This window comes from Lysinibacillus sp. OF-1, from assembly GCF_028356935.1.
Lineage (GTDB): Bacteria > Bacillota > Bacilli > Bacillales_A > Planococcaceae > Lysinibacillus > Lysinibacillus fusiformis_D.
On record NZ_CP102798.1, the window covers coordinates 1139445 to 1155721 of the forward strand.

Below are 16277 nucleotides of genomic sequence, written 5' to 3' on the forward strand. Positions count from 1 at the left end.
CATGACTTGTCCACCTCTTACGACAAGCTTCAGAGAGGAATGGTGATTCTTATGGCTGTAAACAAAAAGGTACCTCTTCGTAAATGTGTAGCAACTGGAGAAATGCTACCAAAGAAAGAGATGGTACGTGTTGTTCGTTCAAAAGAGGGCGAAGTAAGTGTAGATATCTCCGGAAAAAAGCCTGGGCGTGGTGCATATGTATCTAAATCAGAGAATGCAATCGACATCGCGCGCAAAAAAAATGTATTAGGGCACCAGCTTGATGTTAAAATTCCTGAAGAAATTTATGAGGAACTTATTTTGCTGATTCGTAGGGAGTCAATTTTATGATAAATCAAGCAATATTTAATTTGCTTGGGATCGCAGCAAGAGCACGTAAAGTGATTTCAGGAGAAGAGTTAGTAGTAAAGGAAGTTCGGAATGGCAATGCTAAGCTAGTATTGCTTGCAAACGATGCCTCTAAAAACTCTAGTAAGAAAATTCAAGATAAGTGCACGTACTACAACGTTGAGTATCATGTAATTGGAGATCGCTACGATCTAGGACATGCTACAGGTAAGGAGGCCCGAGTGGCTTTAGCTATTACCGATAAAGGTTTTGCACGTAAATTGTCTAGTCTACTCAACGAAAACTAATCGGGGGTGAGCAGATGACCAAAATCAGAGTTCATGAATATGCGAAGCAAGTGAATAAAACGAGTAAAGAGGTTATTGAAGCACTAAGTAAATTAAATGTGAGTGTAACAAACCATATGTCGATGTTGGAAAAAGATATTGTGGCAAAGTTAAACCAATCATTTAAAGCAACACCTGAGAAAAATGTAGCAGCAAAAAAACCCATTCAAAATATGGGGCAAAGACCTCAATCGAATGGACAGCAAAAACCACAGCATTCGGTGAAAATGCAAGAAGGACAAAGGCAGCAATCTGCTACTTCTAAGCCTAAAGCAAACAATCAGCAACACACACAGCAAAACTCAAATTCGTCTAACGAAAAATCTAAGAATACAAAAGGTAATCAAAATAGAAATATGACACAAAATAATAATAATAACAATAATAATAATAATCGTAGAGGTGGCGGTGGTTACAACCAACGTCCAAAACCAGGCATTCATGGAGGCAAACGTCGCCATCCAAAAACGCATCAACCGTCTATACCAGTAAAACAAAAGGAACTGCCAGAAAAAATTACTTTTGTTGAATCATTATCAGTAGCGGAATTAGCAAAAAAATTACACCGTGAGCCATCTGAAATCATTAAGAAATTATTTATGCTTGGTGTAATGGCAACAATTAACCAAGAATTAGATAAGGATGCAATTGAATTAATCTGCGCAGACTACGGTGTAGAAGTGGAAGAAGAAATTCGTGTAGATATTACGGATTTAGAAACACACTTCGAGCAAATAGAAGAAGTGAACGAAGCAGTATTATCAGAACGTCCACCAGTTGTAACAATCATGGGTCACGTTGACCACGGTAAAACAACATTATTGGATTCTATTCGTAATACGAAAGTGACAGCAGGAGAAGCCGGTGGTATCACACAACATATTGGGGCATACCAAGTAACGGAAGGCGACAAGAAAATTACTTTCCTTGATACACCAGGACACGCTGCTTTCACAACAATGCGAGCACGTGGAGCAAAAGTAACTGACTTAACCATTTTAGTAGTTGCTGCTGACGATGGTGTCATGCCGCAAACAGTAGAAGCGATTAATCACGCTAAAGCAGCCGAAGTACCAATTATTGTAGCTGTGAATAAAATGGATAAACCATCAGCAAATCCTGATCGTGTCATGCAAGAATTAACAGAGCATGGCTTAGTTCCTGAAGCATGGGGCGGCGAAACAATTTTCGTACCGATTTCTGCATTAAAAGGTGAAGGCATTGATACATTGTTAGAAATGATTTTACTTGTAGCCGAGGTTGGTGAGCTTAAAGCGAACCCAGATCGTTTAGCGCTTGGTACAGTTATTGAAGCACAGCTTGATAAAGGACGTGGCTCTGTTGCTACGCTATTAGTACAAGATGGAACATTAAAAGTAGGAGATCCAATTGTTGTAGGTCATACGTATGGTCGTGTACGTGCGATGGTGAATGACAAAGGTCGTCGTGTAAAAGAAGCTGGCCCATCGACACCAGTAGAAATTACAGGTTTAAACGATGTACCTCAAGCTGGTGACCGCTTCGTAGTCTTTGAAGACGAGAAAACAGCACGCCAAGTTGGTGAAACTCGTGCCATGTCAGCAATTCAAGCACAGCGTTCAGAAAAACAACGTGTTACGTTGGATAACTTATTTGAACAAATGAGCCAAGGCGAAATGAAAGAGCTTAACTTAATTGTGAAAGCTGACGTTCAAGGTACTGTTGAAGCAATGGCTGCCTCATTAATGAAAATTGATGTAGAAGGCGTAAATGTGAAAATTATTCACACAGGTGCGGGTGCTATTACAGAATCTGATATTTCTCTTGCAGCAGCTTCCAATGCGATTGTTATTGGATTTAACGTACGTCCAGATGTTAACGCAAAACGTGCTGCAGAAGAAGAGGGTGTAGATATTCGCTTACACCGCATCATCTATAAAGTAATTGAAGAGATTGAACAAGCGATGAAAGGTATGCTTGATCCTGAGTTTGAAGAAAAAATTATTGGTCAAGCAGAAGTTCGTCAAACAATTAAAGTATCAAAAGTTGGTACAATTGCTGGTTCATATATAACAGAAGGAAAAGTAACGCGTGATTCAGGTGTACGTGTAATCCGCGATAATGTGGTTATATTTGAAGGTGAGCTAGATACGCTTAAACGCTTCAAAGATGAAGTGAAAGAAGTAGCAAGAGGATACGAATGTGGTATTACGATTACAAACTTCAACGATATTAGAGAAGGCGATATTATTGAAGCCTATATTATGGAAGAAGTTAAACGCGTCTAATGATCGTTTATGCAGAGGTTGAATTCATCATTCAAACTGCCCATTCGTTAAAGGAAAAACGCGCTGTCTTACAGCGTATGATTACCCGCACAAAGCAGAAATTTAATGTTTCTATTGCGGAAATTGACCATCAAAATGTATGGCAGCGTACGAAATTAGGACTTGTTGCTGTTTCTTCATCAAAAGATGCAGCTGAACGGGAAATAAATCATGCGCTCCATTATTTGCAGTCAAATCCATCATGGGAACAGCTTGATGTGTGGCGAGATTATTTATAAGCAATAGTAGATAGCTGTAAGCTTGATACAGCAATGAAATGCACAGCTATCTGTACATCGAAATAGAGGTGACAAATTATGTCTCTACGTTCAAACCGTGTTGCTGAGCAAATGAAAAAAGAGCTTGGCGATATTATTGGCCGTAAAATAAAAGATCCGCGTGTTGGTTTTGTGACTGTTACAGGTGTTGATGTAACGGGTGATTTACAGCAAGCGACAATTTATATTACATCTTTAGGCAATGAGCATGAACGTGAAGAAACGCTTAAAGCTTTAGTAAAAGCTTCTGGCTTCATTCGATCAGAAATCGGATCACGCATTCGTTTACGACGTACACCAGAACTACTCTTTGAATTTGATTCATCGATTGAATATGGTAACCGTATTGATTCATTGTTAAGAGGTTTACACAAAGAATAAGCTAAAAAAGTCTGCCACATGCATGTTAATGCAGGCAGACTTTTATCTTTATGGAAAAAGATTATGTCAATACGTAGTCGATGATAGAGAAGGTAACTGGGAGGCACTAATATGAACGGTATTTTACCACTTTGGAAAGAAAGAGGCATGACGAGCCATGATTGTGTCTTTAAATTACGGAAAATTTTGCGCACAAAAAAAGTTGGGCATACAGGGACACTAGACCCGGGAGTAGAGGGTGTGCTACCTATTTGTATTGGCCAAGCAACGCGTATTGCTGAATATTTAACCGATGCAGGAAAGGTCTATGAAGCTATCATTTCAATCGGCCGTACTACAACAACAGAGGATGCAGAAGGCGAAACGGTTGCGCAAGATCAGACCACAAAAAGCTTTTCTCGTGAGCAGCTGTTAGAGGTGTTAGCTACATTAACAGGTGTTATTGAACAAACGCCACCAATGTTTTCAGCGGTAAAAGTAAATGGAAAACGTCTCTATGAGTATGCCAGAAAAGGCGAAACGGTTGAAAGACCAACACGTCAAGTAACGATTTATGCTTTAGAGCTGCTTGATGAGATTGAACAATATGAGGGGCAAGAGATTACATTTCCGGTTCGTATTGCTTGCAGTAAAGGGACCTATATTCGTACACTAGCTGTGCAAATTGGTGAAGCTCTTGGCTATCCTGCACATATGAAGGAGCTCGTACGCACAGCCTCAGGCACCTTTACTCGTGATAACTGCTTTACATTAGCGCAGGTTGCTGAGCTAATGGATGCAGAGCAAGCAGCTACCTGTATTTTACCTGTCGAGTATGCATTAGCAGACTATCCATATATTGAGATTACTGCCGCCAATGAAAAAGAAATTTTCAATGGACAAGTGCTTCCAGCAGATGCATTATTAAAGAGTCATGATAAAATTGTGTTTGGAATCAATGGAAAGGCAGTGGCGGTTTATCAGGCTCACCCTACGAAGGATGGTTTGATGAAGCCACACAAGATGTTTCCGACGATAGAGTAGGAGGATTTTTCAATGGAGGTCATTCATTTAAAATACCCACATCAATTACAGCAACGAGAAAGCATGCAGCCATATTCGCTTGCTCTTGGCTTTTTCGATGGTGTACATAGAGGGCATCAGGCAGTTATCAAGACAGCGAAGGAAGAGGGAAATAAGCGGCAAATTCCGACTGCAGTGATGACATTTGATCCACATCCTTCATTAGTTCTTGGTGGACGTAATGAAAAAGTTTTTTATATTACACTCTTACAACAGAAATTACAGCTCTTTGAAGAACAGGGTGTGGATACGGTGTTTGTTGTCCATTTCACCTCTGATTTTGCTAAGCTTTCACCAGCAGCATTTATTGATACTTTTATTCGTGGATTAAATATTCAACATGTTACAGCTGGCTTTGATTATTCGTTTGGGGCATTCGGAAAAGGAACTATGGACGATATGCGTGCATTAAGTAATGGTGAGTATGGTGTAACCATTGTGGAGAAGAAAACAGACGATGTTGAGAAAATCAGCTCTACCCGTATCCGGAAGCTACTACAAGAGGGCGATATGGAAGAAGCTACAACACTATTAGGCAGACCATTTGAAATCAATGGGATTGTTGTACACGGTGATAAACGCGGACGTACTATTGGCTTCCCTACAGCAAATGTCCAAGCTTTAGAAGGCACTTTCATTCCAGCAAGTGGTGTTTATGCTGTTCGTTTACTCGTGCAAAATAACTGGTATGATGGTGTTTGTAATGTGGGCTACAAACCAACTTTCAAAGATCCAAATGATAAGCAATTATCGATTGAGGTCCATATTTTAAACTTTGATAAAAATATTTATGGTGAAGAAGTACATGTAGCTTGGTACAAACGGATTCGAAGCGAACGAAAATTCGATGGGATTGAGGCGTTGAAAGCGCAAATCGAAAAGGATAAACAAGAAGCTATCCGATACTTTAACGATTTGTAAGCGTCACAGCATGATGAGATGACAACATTCAAGCCGACGTTTTACTTGCTTGATCAAATGATTTATGGTAACATTCATAAGTGCATAAATGCTTAACCTTAGCTCGGTATATCGATGACTCCAACGTTTACTGTGCTAATGGGGATTCATTATATTTTAGGAGGTCCATTCAAATGGCTATTACAAAAGAACGTAAAAACGAAATTATCGCTGAGTACCGTACTCACGAAAGTGACACTGGTTCACCAGAAGTACAAGTTGCAGTATTAACAGAGGAAATCAACGCTCTAAATGCTCACTTACGTACACACAAAAAAGATTTCCACTCTGAGCGTGGTCTTCTTAAAATGGTAGGTCGTCGTCGTCACTTATTAAAATATCTTCGTGAAACAGACGTACAACGTTACCGTGAACTAATCAACCGTTTAGGCTTACGTCGCTAATTCAAAGCGCAAGTATAGCTGTATTAGACTGTAGACAAATTTTAGTTTGTCTACAGTCTTTTTTTATGGTTGAAACTTGCGACATATATGCAGCGTATTGTTCATAATGCAGGTTTATTCTCGTCTATTATTTTATGTTGTTCAACAATAAGCCATAACTTTATTACACAACGATGAACGAATCATCAAAACAATTTAGTATGGTTGAAAAGGATGGTATATTCTAATCACATTTCGCAACCAAATTCAAAAACTATGCGATAGTCTATCTTTGTTGCTGCTCAATGCATTGAACGAATTGAATAGTGGTTGTTTTTTCGTTTACGAATGAATAGTCATTTATAAAATGTTCACAATCTACGAAGGACAACAGGGTGCAAGTGTGGAGAATAGCTGATCTCTATAGATTTATTGAAGACCGTTGTGAAAAGTAAAAAATAGAGAGTAGGGATTGGTTAATGTTTAATACATTTTTAAGAGAGAATAACATTGTTGCTGCTATTCTAACAGCCGTGCGTATTTACTTGGGCTGGCATTGGCTGACAGCAGGTTGGAGTAAATTGACGAATGGATTTGATGCCTCAGGGTTTTTAACATTTGCATCAGAGAATCCTGTCATGAGTGGAGAAAAAGTGGTATATCCTACATATGTAAAATTTATAGAGTCATTTGCCTTGCCAAATGCTGAAATATTTAATGTGGTCATTCCTTGGGGAGAATTCCTTGTCGGTCTTGGCTTAATACTAGGGTGCTTAACTACATATGCAGCATTTTTTGGAATGGTTATGAATTTTGCCTTCTTGCTAGCTGGTACGATTTCTAGTAATCCATTTGATATTCTACTGGCGATCTTTATCGTTGTGGCAGGCTATAATGCTGGAAAATTTGGGCTTGATCGCTTCGTAATGCCTATCATAAGCAAAAAAATGAAGCTAGAAAAAAATACAATGCACTCCATGACGAAAACTACATAACTTACGATTTCATAAAATCAAATACCCTGTAGCAAATCGTTACAGGGTATGATTGATAGTACCTCTATTTTTGTTTTAGCTTTACTTGCTATGTGACTTTCTTTATACTGATAAGATGTTGTATGATGAGCGCAATGTTATCATAAATTGATATTTAAGCTTGTACCTTTTGGTAGGAATCCATTGAAAATCCGTATACCAATGTAAAAAATGCTTTTTCAATAAAATATAGAAATAAATCTTAAATAAATTGGCAATAACTGAATTTAAATGTATGATTATTTCATGAAATATTATTTAGCATAGAACAAGCATTTTTGGTACACTTACTATTAGTACATACAGACGAAGTAAGTGTTTTTATAATAGAGAGGGGTTCATTGAATGAACGAAAAGAAAGTCTATTCCTATGAATGGGCTGGCCGTCCACTTGTAATTGAAGTTGGACAGTTAGCAAAACAAGCAAACGGAGCCGCATTAGTACGCTATGGCGATACTTCTGTACTTGCCACAGCAACAATGTCAAAATCACCAAAACCACTTGATTTCTTCCCATTAACAGTTAACTATGAAGAACGTCTATATGCTGCAGGTAAAATTCCTGGCGGCTTTATTAAGCGTGAAGGGCGTCCATCTGAAAAGGCGATTTTAGCAAGCCGTTTAATCGACCGTCCAATTCGTCCGATGTTCCCAGATGGTTTCCGTAACGAGGTACAAGTCATTTCGATGGTTATGTCCAATGATCCTGACTGTACATCTGAAATGGCAGCGATGGTAGGTTCATCATTAGCGTTAGCTATTTCTGATATTCCATTTGATGGACCAATAGCTGGTGTACAAGTAGGTTATATTGACGGAGAATTCATCGTTAACCCGACAGTGGAGCAATCGAAACACTCAACAATTCATTTATCTGTAGCAGGCAACAAAGATGCCATCAACATGGTTGAAGCGGGCGCACTTGAAGTGCCAGAAGAAATCATGTTAGAAGCTATTATGTTCGGTCATGAAGAAATCAAAAAAATCATTGCTTTCCAAGAACAAATTGTGGCAGAGGTAGGTAAAGAAAAGTTACCAGTGACATTATTTGAGATTGACGAAGCGATTCAAGCCGATATAAAAGCAGCTTGTGAGACTGATATGCATGATGCGATTCAAACTGCGGAGAAGCATGCGCGTGATGAGGCCATTCAAGCTGTAAAAGATCGTGTTATCGCTTCCTATGAAGAGCAAGAAGCCGACGATGAAACAATGAAACAAGTGTATAACATTCTTGATAAAATGGTAAAAGAAGAAGTGCGTCGTCAAATCACGGAAGATAAGATTCGCCCAGATGGTCGTAAGCTCGACGAAATTCGACCACTTTCTTCTGAAACAGGCTTATTACAACGTACACACGGTTCTGGTCTATTTACACGTGGACAAACACAAGCCCTATCTATTTGTACACTAGGGGCGCTAGGTGATGTACAAATTATTGATGGCTTAGGTGTAGAAGAATCAAAACGCTTTATGCACCATTACAACTTCCCTCAATTCTCTGTAGGGGAAACAGGTCCAATCCGTGGTCCAGGCCGTCGTGAAATTGGTCATGGTGCGTTAGGTGAGCGTGCGCTTGAAGCTGTTATTCCAGATGAATCGGCTTTCCCATATACAATTCGTTGTGTATCTGAAGTACTTGAATCAAACGGATCCACTTCACAAGCTTCTATCTGTGCATCTACATTAGCCATGATGGATGCAGGTGTACCATTAAAAGCACCAGTTGCAGGTATTGCAATGGGTCTTATCAAAAAAGGCGAGCACTATTCCATTTTAACGGATATTCAAGGGATGGAAGACCATTTAGGTGATATGGACTTTAAAGTTGCTGGTACAGCTAAAGGTGTAACAGCACTACAAATGGATATTAAAATCGACGGTTTATCTCGCAATATTTTAGAAGAAGCACTGACACAAGCGAAAGTTGGTCGTATGCATATTCTAGAGTCAATGCTTGCAACACTTGCTGAACCTCGTGAAAAATTGTCTGAATTTGCACCGAAAATTGTCATCGTGAAAATTAATCCAGATAAAATTCGTGATGTGATTGGACCTGGTGGTAAACAAATTAACAAAATTATTGAAGAGACAGGCGTTAAGATTGATACAGAACAAGATGGTACAATCTACATTTCTTCTGCAAATGAGGAAATGAATGCACGTGCAAAACAAATTATTGAAGATATCGTACGGGAAGCAAAAGTAGGGGAATATTACTTATCGACTGTGAAACGTATTGAAAAATTCGGTGCATTTTGTGAGATCTTCCCAGGAAAAGATGGTTTGCTACACATTTCCGAAATTCAAGAGGAACGTACAAAGCAAGTGGAAGATGTCTTAAAACTTGGCGATCAATTACTTGTGAAGGTTATTGAAATTGACAAGCAAGGTCGTGTGAATTTATCTCGTAAAGTAGTAATACAAGAGGAAAAAGAACGCGCTGAACAAGAAAAATAATAATGATTCCAAAGGCTGCGTATGATTGCGCAGCCTTTTTAAATAGTAGCAAAAAGACTAGTAGAGAATTTTTATAATTGGGGGAGATTTTTTGGTTCAAGTACATACATGTCAAAATGGTGTTCGGCTAGTATCAGAGCATATAGATCATGTGAGGTCTGTTGCATTAGGTATTTTTGTGAATGCAGGTTCTCGCTATGAGCTACCAGAAGAAAATGGCATCACACATTTTATTGAACATATGTTATTTAAAGGAACAACAACTCGCTCAGCCCGTCAAATTGCTGAAGAATTTGATCGAATTGGCGGAGAGTTAAATGCGTTCACATCGAAAGAAAATACATGTTATTATGCAAAAGTTTTAGATCATCATGCAGAGCTTGCTGTCACAATACTAGCAGATATGTTTTTTCATTCTACGTTTGCGGAAGAAGAATTAGAAAAAGAGCGACAAGTGGTATTAGAAGAAATATTAATGAGTGAAGATGCGCCTGATGATGATGTTCATGAAAAACTGTGGAGTGTCATGTATCCGAATGATGCACTTGGTCGTCCGATACTAGGAACTGCTGAGACATTAAAGACTTTTACGGCTGACGCCATACGACATTATATGGACAAACATTATGGTCCAGAATCTGTTGTTATATCCATTGCGGGTAATATTTCAGCTCAGCTTATGCAAACAATTGAAGATTTATTTGGACACTACCAACCTTCTCCACAAGCGATTGCGCCTGTACTGACAAATCCTGCATTTTATCCAGGAGAAATGACGAAAATTCGTGATACCGAGCAAGCACATCTTGCGATTTCATATCCAGCAATTGGTGTGAAAGATCCAGATATGTATAGTTTTATTGCACTGAATAGCATTATTGGGGGCAATATGAGTTCTCGATTATTTCAAGAAGTACGAGAGGAACGTGGGTTAGCTTATTCTATTTTTTCCTACCAATCCTGTTATGCCGATGTTGGCGCGTTTACGATTTATGGTAGTACTAGTCGCCAGCAATTAGCTCAGCTTCAGCATACCATTGATGCTACTTTACTGGACATTGTCGCTGGTGGCATCACAGCAGAAGAGCTTGATAATGCAAAAGAGCAGCTGAAAGGTAGCTTTGTCCTTGGTTTAGAAGGCACGGGGGCCCGTATGAATCGCAATGGGACAAGTGAGCTGGTGCATCGTAAGCATCGTACTGTAGACGAGGTACTTGCATCTATAGATGCTGTATCCATGGAGTCAGTAGATCGACTAATTGCCAAAATTTTAAAAGCCGAACCAGCTATCTCGATTATTGGCCCAAGCGAATAAAAGAGCTTAAAATGATACTAATTATCCAAGTTATAACAATTTATTCATTATAGTAAAAAGGAGAACTTTGAATATTACCAAGGTTCTCCTTTTAGTGTTGAAAAACAAAACAGTCAATTGAAAGGTAGAAATGGATTTCCGTTGCAGGCTACTTGCTTTCCTGTGGGCGAGCGCCCCGAGCCGCCTCCTCCGCTATCACTCCGTTTAGAGGCTCGCCTGTCTCGTTATCCCACGGGAGTCAAGTAGCCTCCACTCCAACCTACAAAAGTATTACCTTTTTAGCAAAGGTTTTCAAATAAGGCGAAGGTCTTCACTACTCTTTATGGAGAAGTGTTGTCACACATCACCTCTCCATATTGAAAATAAGAGCTTATTCCCTCTAAAAATAATGGGCTATTTAATCGCTATATTACTATGAAAAAAAGTAAAGACACTTTGCAGAATGGTTGATTGGAGTGGAGCCAGCGTCACTCCTAGGGGATTTAGCGTCACAGATGAGACCCTGGAGCACACGTAAGTGAGTGAAGCGGCTCATCGGACGCCCCCTGGAAAGGACGCTGGCGGAACGGAAATCACCCCTTCTCCTTGCAAAGTTGCTTTTTCTGCCTTTGACATGATCTTTTTTCAACAACATGAGGAGAACTTTGAATATTTTCAAAGTTCTCCTTTTTTAATGTTTATTTTCTTCTCAATTAAGCATTGAAATTCTCAATTAACTTTGATAGTATGAATGATATTGAAAATCATTCGCATTTAAATTGGAGGATATTTATCTTATGAAAAAATGGCTTGCTGTCAGTACCCTGACATTATCACTAGCGCTAGCTGGTTGTGCAGATCAGGAAGAAAAGAGTACTGACAAAGAAATAAAAGAAGAAGCAACAACACAACAAGAAACAGCAGATACAGCTGATGTGCAAGAGGATGCATTTCAAGATGGTGTCGATGAGGAAGCATTCCAAAAGGCATTAGCAAGCTTCCCAACAACAGCACCAGAAAAAATTGTCACGACATCGGTGCCTTTAACAGAAATGTTACATCTTTTGGACATCACACCAGTAGGAGTGCCAACATCGACAAACCCTATCCCAGCAGACTTTGATTCTATTACAAAAATCGGCTCGCCAATGTCGCCCGATTTAGAGGTTATTTCAAGCTTACAAACAGACTTAATCCTTGGGGCATCATCATTACAAAGCTCACTTGATCAAGCACTACAGGGAATGAATTTACCGACAGCTTATTTACCAACGGATTCATATGAAGACTTAAAATTAAGCTTTAAAGTGCTCGGTACGTACTTTGGTAAAGAAGAAAAAATGAATGAGGTTTTACAAAATCTCGTAGCAAAAGAAAAAGAATTGGAAGAGAAAGCACAAGGAAAAGAATTACCATCTGTGATGCTTGTCATCGGTACATCTGATTCCTTTATGGTAATGAACGACCAATCCTACTTAGGAAGCTTAGTAGAACGATTAGGTGCAGACAATATTGCGAAATCGGTACTAAAAGCAGAATCAACGTATTCGCCAATGAATTTAGAAGATATTGTTGTAGCTGATCCGGACATCGTTTTTGTTTTAGCATCAGGTGATCATGGAGCAAATGAAGATAAATTTAAACAAGAGATTAAAAAGAATAGTGCATGGCAACAATTATCAGCCTATAAAAATGACAAAATCTATATGCTTGATTATAGTACATTCGGTGTCACATCCATTACAAATGCTGAGAAAGCACTAACAACAATTGCAGATTATTTTTATAAATAAGTTCGTGAGGTAGAGGTATGATTCATACAGCAAGAAGTCGCATGATTATTATCACGACCTTTGTGGTAACGATTTTAGCAGCCATTGTAGCGATCGGGTTAGGCAGTGTTCATATTTCCGTACCTGATATTTTATCTACCCTGATCAATGGACGTGATCAAGAGGGTGTTTATACAACCATCATCTGGGATATTCGCCTACCGCGCGTGCTGCTCGCATTAATTATTGGTGCTAGTATCGCCATTTCGGGTGCCTTATTGCAGGCAGTTATGGGCAATCCATTAGCCGATCCTGGGTTAACAGGGGTAACGAGTGGGGCAGCGGCCTTTGTGTTACTTATTCTTTTAGCTAATCCAGAGCTAACGCATTTGATTCCGCTTGCAGCTTTTGTTGGTGGCTTAATTGCAGCAGCCATAGTATATGCTCTTGCATGGAGACGTACAGGCATTACACCCATCACCATTATTTTATCAGGGGTAGCCGTAAATGCATTGTGTGGTGGAGTCATTGGATTCTTATCCATTCTTTACAGTGATCGTTTACCATCAGCTGTGCAATGGATGAATGGTAGTCTTGCAGCAAAAGGAAATGCATCACTGCATATGATTTATGTGTATGCCATTATCGGCTGGATTCTATCCATTTTTGCCATTCGAAAAGCTAATATTATTCGTTTAGGCGATCAGGTCGCAACCAATTTAGGAGAAAGTGTGACCCGTATTCGTATTATGTTATCTATTTTAGCTGTTTTTCTAGCAGCAATTTCGGTTGCAGCAGTTGGCATGATTGGCTTTGTTGGATTAATCGTCCCGCATATGGCTAGGCTACTAGTTGGCTCCGATTATAAGTACATGTTGCCTATGAGTATGGCTATGGGAGCTATTGTCTTATTGATTGCCGATACGGGTGGACGGACATTATTTGCACCACTTGATATTCCAGCAGGTATTTTAATGGCTGTTCTCGGTGGACCTTACTTCTTATATTTAATGAGAAAGAGGGCGTTCTAATGTTAACAATTGATCAGCTATCCATCAGCTATGAACAAAAGGAAGTTGTCCATAATTTTTCATTTGAAGTGAAACAGGGCGAAATTTTATCCATTATTGGACCGAATGGCTCCGGTAAGTCAACGATTTTAAAGGCGATCGCACGGATGCAGCCGTATCATGCAGGAACCATCCTATTTGATGGTGTAAATATGCGTCAATTATCCTCAAAGGAAATCGCACGCAAAATGTGTATGCTGAGTCAACAAAATCAAGCACCGAGCGATATTTCCGTCAAAAATTTAGTCGCCTATGGTCGTTATCCACATAAAAAATGGTTTGAGCGTCTCAATGCAGAGGACGAGGCCATAATTGATTGGGCATTGGAAAAAACCTACCTCTCACATTATAAAGAAAAGCCTATTGCCGCTTTATCTGGTGGAGAGGCGCAACGTGCGTGGATTGCAATGGCATTGGCACAACGGCCCCAAGTGCTATTATTGGATGAGCCCACGACCTTCTTAGATATTGCCCATCAGCATGAAGTGCTAGAATTAGTGCGAGAGCTTAATCGTGATATGGGCATGACTGTTGTGATGGTGCTCCATGATTTAAACCAAGCCTCTAGCTATAGCGATCAAATCGTTGTTGTAAAGGACGGCTTACGAGCACAAATGGGTACACCGGATGAGGTCATGACGGAGCAAATGATCCAACAAATTTATCGTATGGAAGCAGAAATTCAATATGTCACATGGGATAATGCCCCACGGATTCAATTAAAAAATACGGTCAAAGTATAGGAGGAAACAGCATGCCAAAAGCAATTGATATTGAACAAGTAAAACAAAACTATGAAGCATTTATTCAAGGTAAAAAAAATTGTGTATTAAGCTTTGTAGATGGGGAAGGCAAGCCTTTTAGTAGTACAACGCCTTTTATACGTTTGAATGGGAAATTTTATGTGTATATTAGTCGTATTGCCGAACATTACCAGTTAATGGAGCAGTCAGAAGTAGTCGATTTAATTTGTGTAGCAGATGAAGCTGTGACAGCCAATCCATTTGCCACAGAGCGAGCACGCTGGCAATGTCAGCCTAAAAATTTAGGAAATGAAGGTCATGAGGAGATTTTTGCTGCCTTCGATCAACTATTTAATGCAAAAATGATGGAAATGTTACGTTCACTCGATTTCTCATTATTTGAATTAACACCTCTAGACGGACGCTATGTAGTTGGATTTGGCAAAGCCTTTACGATTGATATTGCCAATGACACATTAATCCATGTTGTAATTGATAAAAAATAGGTTGCCAATAGGCAGCCTATTTTTTGATGGTGATTAGCAAATTTCTCGCGTCGTATATAAATGAAGCCATTTAAGGTTTTTCAAGCCTGAAAGCCTCATTTCCTTCATGTTTAAGTGCTAAAGCCTCGATTCCAAACGCTCCCTGACGTCTTCTCACAATCGCATGCTCTGGCAAATCCCTTACTTCCTCACTATTCCCTTTGAAAATCCCATAATCATAAGAGGGCATCCTTACTTTCGCTCAATAAAATTTCACCTTTATGAATCAACTTAATATAGTCAGCATTTTTTTCTAAATCGCTTGTAATATAGGAAGAAAATAAAATGCTATGTGTTTCATCCTGCATCAATGCTAAAAATAAATCCAAAATTTCAGCCCGAATGATAGGATCGAATCCACTTGTTGGTTCATCTAAAATCAATAATTTTGGATGATGTGACAATGCTAATGCAATTGACAGCTTCATCCTCATACTCTTGATAGTTCCTTGATCTTCTTCCTCTTTGGGACATTAAATTGAGCTAATCGTTCAAAATAATAGCCTGAATCCCACGTTTGGAATATTTTTCTCATGATTTTGTCGAGCTGCGTCGCATTTAGCGTTTCTGGTACGTGTAAATCGTCAAATACGACTCCGCTGTCGTTTTTTATCGATAGTTCATGTTCGACATGATCTTTATTAAAAAGCAATATTTCGCCATATTCTTTTTTTAGTAAGTTCAGCATGCATTTAATGGTTGTGGATTTTCCAGCTCCATTTTCTCAGATAAAGCCTACACGGTTCCTTGAGGGACTGAAAAGCTTACATCTTTTAAAGAAAAGCCTTCAAAGACCTTATGTAAATCATGAATCTCAATGGCATTCCTCTTAATTGTCCACCTCTACTATTAAAGATAGGAGTTCCTGCAATTTTTCATTAGAAAGACCGGCTGCTTTCGCTATTTTTACGGCCTTTTGCAAATGCTCCTCAAGCTGTCGCAGAAGTTCCTTGCGTAGAAAATCTTGATTGCGCTCTGTAACAAAGCTCCCTTTGCCTGCAACTGTTTTGATGAAGCCGTCTCGCTCTATATCGGTGTATGCACGTTTGGTCGTCATGACACTGACCTTTAAATCCTTTGCTAGAGCACGGATAGATGATAGTGCATCACCTGCATGTAATTTATTCGCTAGAATGCCCTCTTTGAGCTGTATCGTGAGGTTTATCACTGGCATTACTTAAATGGATATGCACAAATCCTCACCCGTTATAACGGTGTATATACACTATGTACAGATGTCGATGGAAATGCAACACATTCCTACTTTTGGTAGGGGGCACGATTTGCAAAAACTCGCATATATTGAGGTAATGGC

The 16277-nt window shown here is 39.3% G+C and carries 19 protein-coding genes; 16 read left to right on the plus strand and 3 right to left on the minus strand.

The genetic code is table 11. The features are described from left to right. Positions 1-51: 51 nt before the first annotated feature. From rnpM to NV349_RS05390, 16 genes are all read left to right on the plus strand, one after another. A complete protein-coding gene (gene rnpM, locus NV349_RS05315; RefSeq protein ID WP_036121399.1) occupies positions 52-330 on the plus strand; it encodes an RNase P modulator RnpM in 279 nt (92 codons plus the stop codon). Next, on the plus strand, positions 327-635 hold the full coding sequence (locus tag NV349_RS05320; protein WP_036121397.1) for a YlxQ family RNA-binding protein: 309 nt from the start codon (positions 327-329) through the stop codon (positions 633-635). Before rnpM ends, NV349_RS05320 begins: the two co-directional genes overlap by 4 nt. A gap of 14 nt (positions 636-649) precedes the next feature. Next, positions 650-2941 carry a translation initiation factor IF-2 gene (infB, locus tag NV349_RS05325; protein WP_089932001.1) on the plus strand — a complete coding sequence of 764 codons (2292 nt, stop codon included), beginning with the start codon at positions 650-652 and terminating at the stop codon, positions 2939-2941. Next, complete coding sequence (locus NV349_RS05330) at positions 2941-3219, plus strand: DUF503 domain-containing protein (protein WP_036121391.1); 279 nt, start codon at positions 2941-2943, stop codon at positions 3217-3219. Before infB ends, NV349_RS05330 begins: the two co-directional genes overlap by 1 nt. 78 nt (positions 3220-3297) lie before the next feature. Then, positions 3298-3639 (plus strand): 30S ribosome-binding factor RbfA, encoded by a 342-nt coding sequence (gene rbfA, locus NV349_RS05335; protein ID WP_271912521.1) that lies wholly within the window; start codon positions 3298-3300, stop codon positions 3637-3639. Positions 3640-3750: 111 nt separating this feature from the next. Beyond that, the gene (truB, locus tag NV349_RS05340; protein WP_036121383.1) at positions 3751-4662 is read left to right on the plus strand and encodes a tRNA pseudouridine(55) synthase TruB; all 912 of its coding nucleotides are present in this window, start codon (positions 3751-3753) and stop codon (positions 4660-4662) included. A 12-nt stretch (positions 4663-4674) separates the two neighbouring features. Beyond that, entirely contained in the window at positions 4675-5622 is a 948-nt protein-coding gene (gene ribF, locus NV349_RS05345) for a riboflavin biosynthesis protein RibF (protein WP_036121380.1), read from the plus strand. A gap of 173 nt (positions 5623-5795) precedes the next feature. Beyond that, positions 5796-6065, plus strand: a complete 270-nt coding sequence (gene rpsO / locus NV349_RS05350) for a 30S ribosomal protein S15 (protein WP_036121378.1) — start codon at positions 5796-5798, stop codon at positions 6063-6065. Between the two features lie 458 nt (positions 6066-6523). Next, positions 6524-7039, plus strand: a complete 516-nt coding sequence (locus tag NV349_RS05355) for a DoxX family protein (RefSeq protein ID WP_036121376.1) — start codon at positions 6524-6526, stop codon at positions 7037-7039. Between the two features lie 384 nt (positions 7040-7423). Further along, a complete protein-coding gene (gene pnp, locus NV349_RS05360; RefSeq protein WP_036121371.1) occupies positions 7424-9538 on the plus strand; it encodes a polyribonucleotide nucleotidyltransferase in 2115 nt (704 codons plus the stop codon). Positions 9539-9629: 91 nt separating this feature from the next. Beyond that, on the plus strand, positions 9630-10853 hold the full coding sequence (locus tag NV349_RS05365; protein WP_141903482.1) for a M16 family metallopeptidase: 1224 nt from the start codon (positions 9630-9632) through the stop codon (positions 10851-10853). Positions 10854-11370: 517 nt separating this feature from the next. Continuing rightward, positions 11371-11556, plus strand: coding sequence for a hypothetical protein (locus NV349_RS05370; RefSeq protein ID WP_197412998.1), 186 nt, complete (start codon positions 11371-11373; stop codon positions 11554-11556). Positions 11557-11629: 73 nt separating this feature from the next. After that, positions 11630-12625 (plus strand): ABC transporter substrate-binding protein, encoded by a 996-nt coding sequence (locus tag NV349_RS05375; RefSeq protein WP_058843934.1) that lies wholly within the window; start codon positions 11630-11632, stop codon positions 12623-12625. Between the two features lie 17 nt (positions 12626-12642). Further along, positions 12643-13635: a FecCD family ABC transporter permease gene (locus NV349_RS05380; protein ID WP_036121351.1), complete on the plus strand. Its 993-nt coding sequence runs from the start codon at positions 12643-12645 to the stop codon at positions 13633-13635. After that, a complete protein-coding gene (locus NV349_RS05385; protein WP_089932007.1) occupies positions 13635-14417 on the plus strand; it encodes an ABC transporter ATP-binding protein in 783 nt (260 codons plus the stop codon). The genes NV349_RS05380 and NV349_RS05385 overlap by 1 nt, the downstream gene beginning before the upstream one ends. 11 nt (positions 14418-14428) lie before the next feature. Beyond that, positions 14429-14923 carry a pyridoxamine 5'-phosphate oxidase family protein gene (locus NV349_RS05390; RefSeq protein WP_036121345.1) on the plus strand — a complete coding sequence of 165 codons (495 nt, stop codon included), beginning with the start codon at positions 14429-14431 and terminating at the stop codon, positions 14921-14923. A gap of 215 nt (positions 14924-15138) precedes the next feature. Here NV349_RS05390 and NV349_RS05395 read toward each other — a convergent pair whose 3' ends face one another. From NV349_RS05395 to NV349_RS05405, 3 genes are all read right to left on the minus strand, one after another. Further along, positions 15139-15390, minus strand: a complete 252-nt coding sequence (locus NV349_RS05395; RefSeq protein WP_271912522.1) for an ATP-binding cassette domain-containing protein — start codon at positions 15388-15390, stop codon at positions 15139-15141. Between the two features lie 2 nt (positions 15391-15392). Then, the gene (locus NV349_RS05400) at positions 15393-15650 is read right to left on the minus strand and encodes a hypothetical protein (RefSeq protein ID WP_271912523.1); all 258 of its coding nucleotides are present in this window, start codon (positions 15648-15650) and stop codon (positions 15393-15395) included. Positions 15651-15791: 141 nt separating this feature from the next. After that, positions 15792-16130, minus strand: a complete 339-nt coding sequence (locus tag NV349_RS05405; RefSeq protein WP_230593794.1) for a GntR family transcriptional regulator — start codon at positions 16128-16130, stop codon at positions 15792-15794. Positions 16131-16277: the final 147 nt, after the last annotated feature.

Excerpts from the sequence above, each read along its gene's own strand:
- rnpM (WP_036121399.1), top strand. The coding sequence starts at position 52 with ATGGCTGTAAACAAAAAGGTACCTCTTCGTAAATGTGTAGCAACTGGA.
- NV349_RS05320 (WP_036121397.1), top strand. The coding sequence starts at position 327 with ATGATAAATCAAGCAATATTTAATTTGCTTGGGATCGCAGCAAGAGCA.
- infB (WP_089932001.1), top strand. The coding sequence starts at position 650 with ATGACCAAAATCAGAGTTCATGAATATGCGAAGCAAGTGAATAAAACG.
- NV349_RS05330 (WP_036121391.1), top strand. The coding sequence starts at position 2,941 with ATGATCGTTTATGCAGAGGTTGAATTCATCATTCAAACTGCCCATTCG.
- rbfA (WP_271912521.1), top strand. The coding sequence starts at position 3,298 with ATGTCTCTACGTTCAAACCGTGTTGCTGAGCAAATGAAAAAAGAGCTT.
- truB (WP_036121383.1), top strand. The coding sequence starts at position 3,751 with ATGAACGGTATTTTACCACTTTGGAAAGAAAGAGGCATGACGAGCCAT.
- ribF (WP_036121380.1), top strand. The coding sequence starts at position 4,675 with ATGGAGGTCATTCATTTAAAATACCCACATCAATTACAGCAACGAGAA.
- rpsO (WP_036121378.1), top strand. The coding sequence starts at position 5,796 with ATGGCTATTACAAAAGAACGTAAAAACGAAATTATCGCTGAGTACCGT.
- NV349_RS05355 (WP_036121376.1), top strand. The coding sequence starts at position 6,524 with ATGTTTAATACATTTTTAAGAGAGAATAACATTGTTGCTGCTATTCTA.
- pnp (WP_036121371.1), top strand. The coding sequence starts at position 7,424 with ATGAACGAAAAGAAAGTCTATTCCTATGAATGGGCTGGCCGTCCACTT.
- NV349_RS05375 (WP_058843934.1), top strand. The coding sequence starts at position 11,630 with ATGAAAAAATGGCTTGCTGTCAGTACCCTGACATTATCACTAGCGCTA.
- NV349_RS05380 (WP_036121351.1), top strand. The coding sequence starts at position 12,643 with ATGATTCATACAGCAAGAAGTCGCATGATTATTATCACGACCTTTGTG.
- NV349_RS05385 (WP_089932007.1), top strand. The coding sequence starts at position 13,635 with ATGTTAACAATTGATCAGCTATCCATCAGCTATGAACAAAAGGAAGTT.
- NV349_RS05390 (WP_036121345.1), top strand. The coding sequence starts at position 14,429 with ATGCCAAAAGCAATTGATATTGAACAAGTAAAACAAAACTATGAAGCA.
- NV349_RS05395 (WP_271912522.1), bottom strand. The coding sequence starts at position 15,390 with ATGAAGCTGTCAATTGCATTAGCATTGTCACATCATCCAAAATTATTG.
- NV349_RS05400 (WP_271912523.1), bottom strand. The coding sequence starts at position 15,650 with ATGCTGAACTTACTAAAAAAAGAATATGGCGAAATATTGCTTTTTAAT.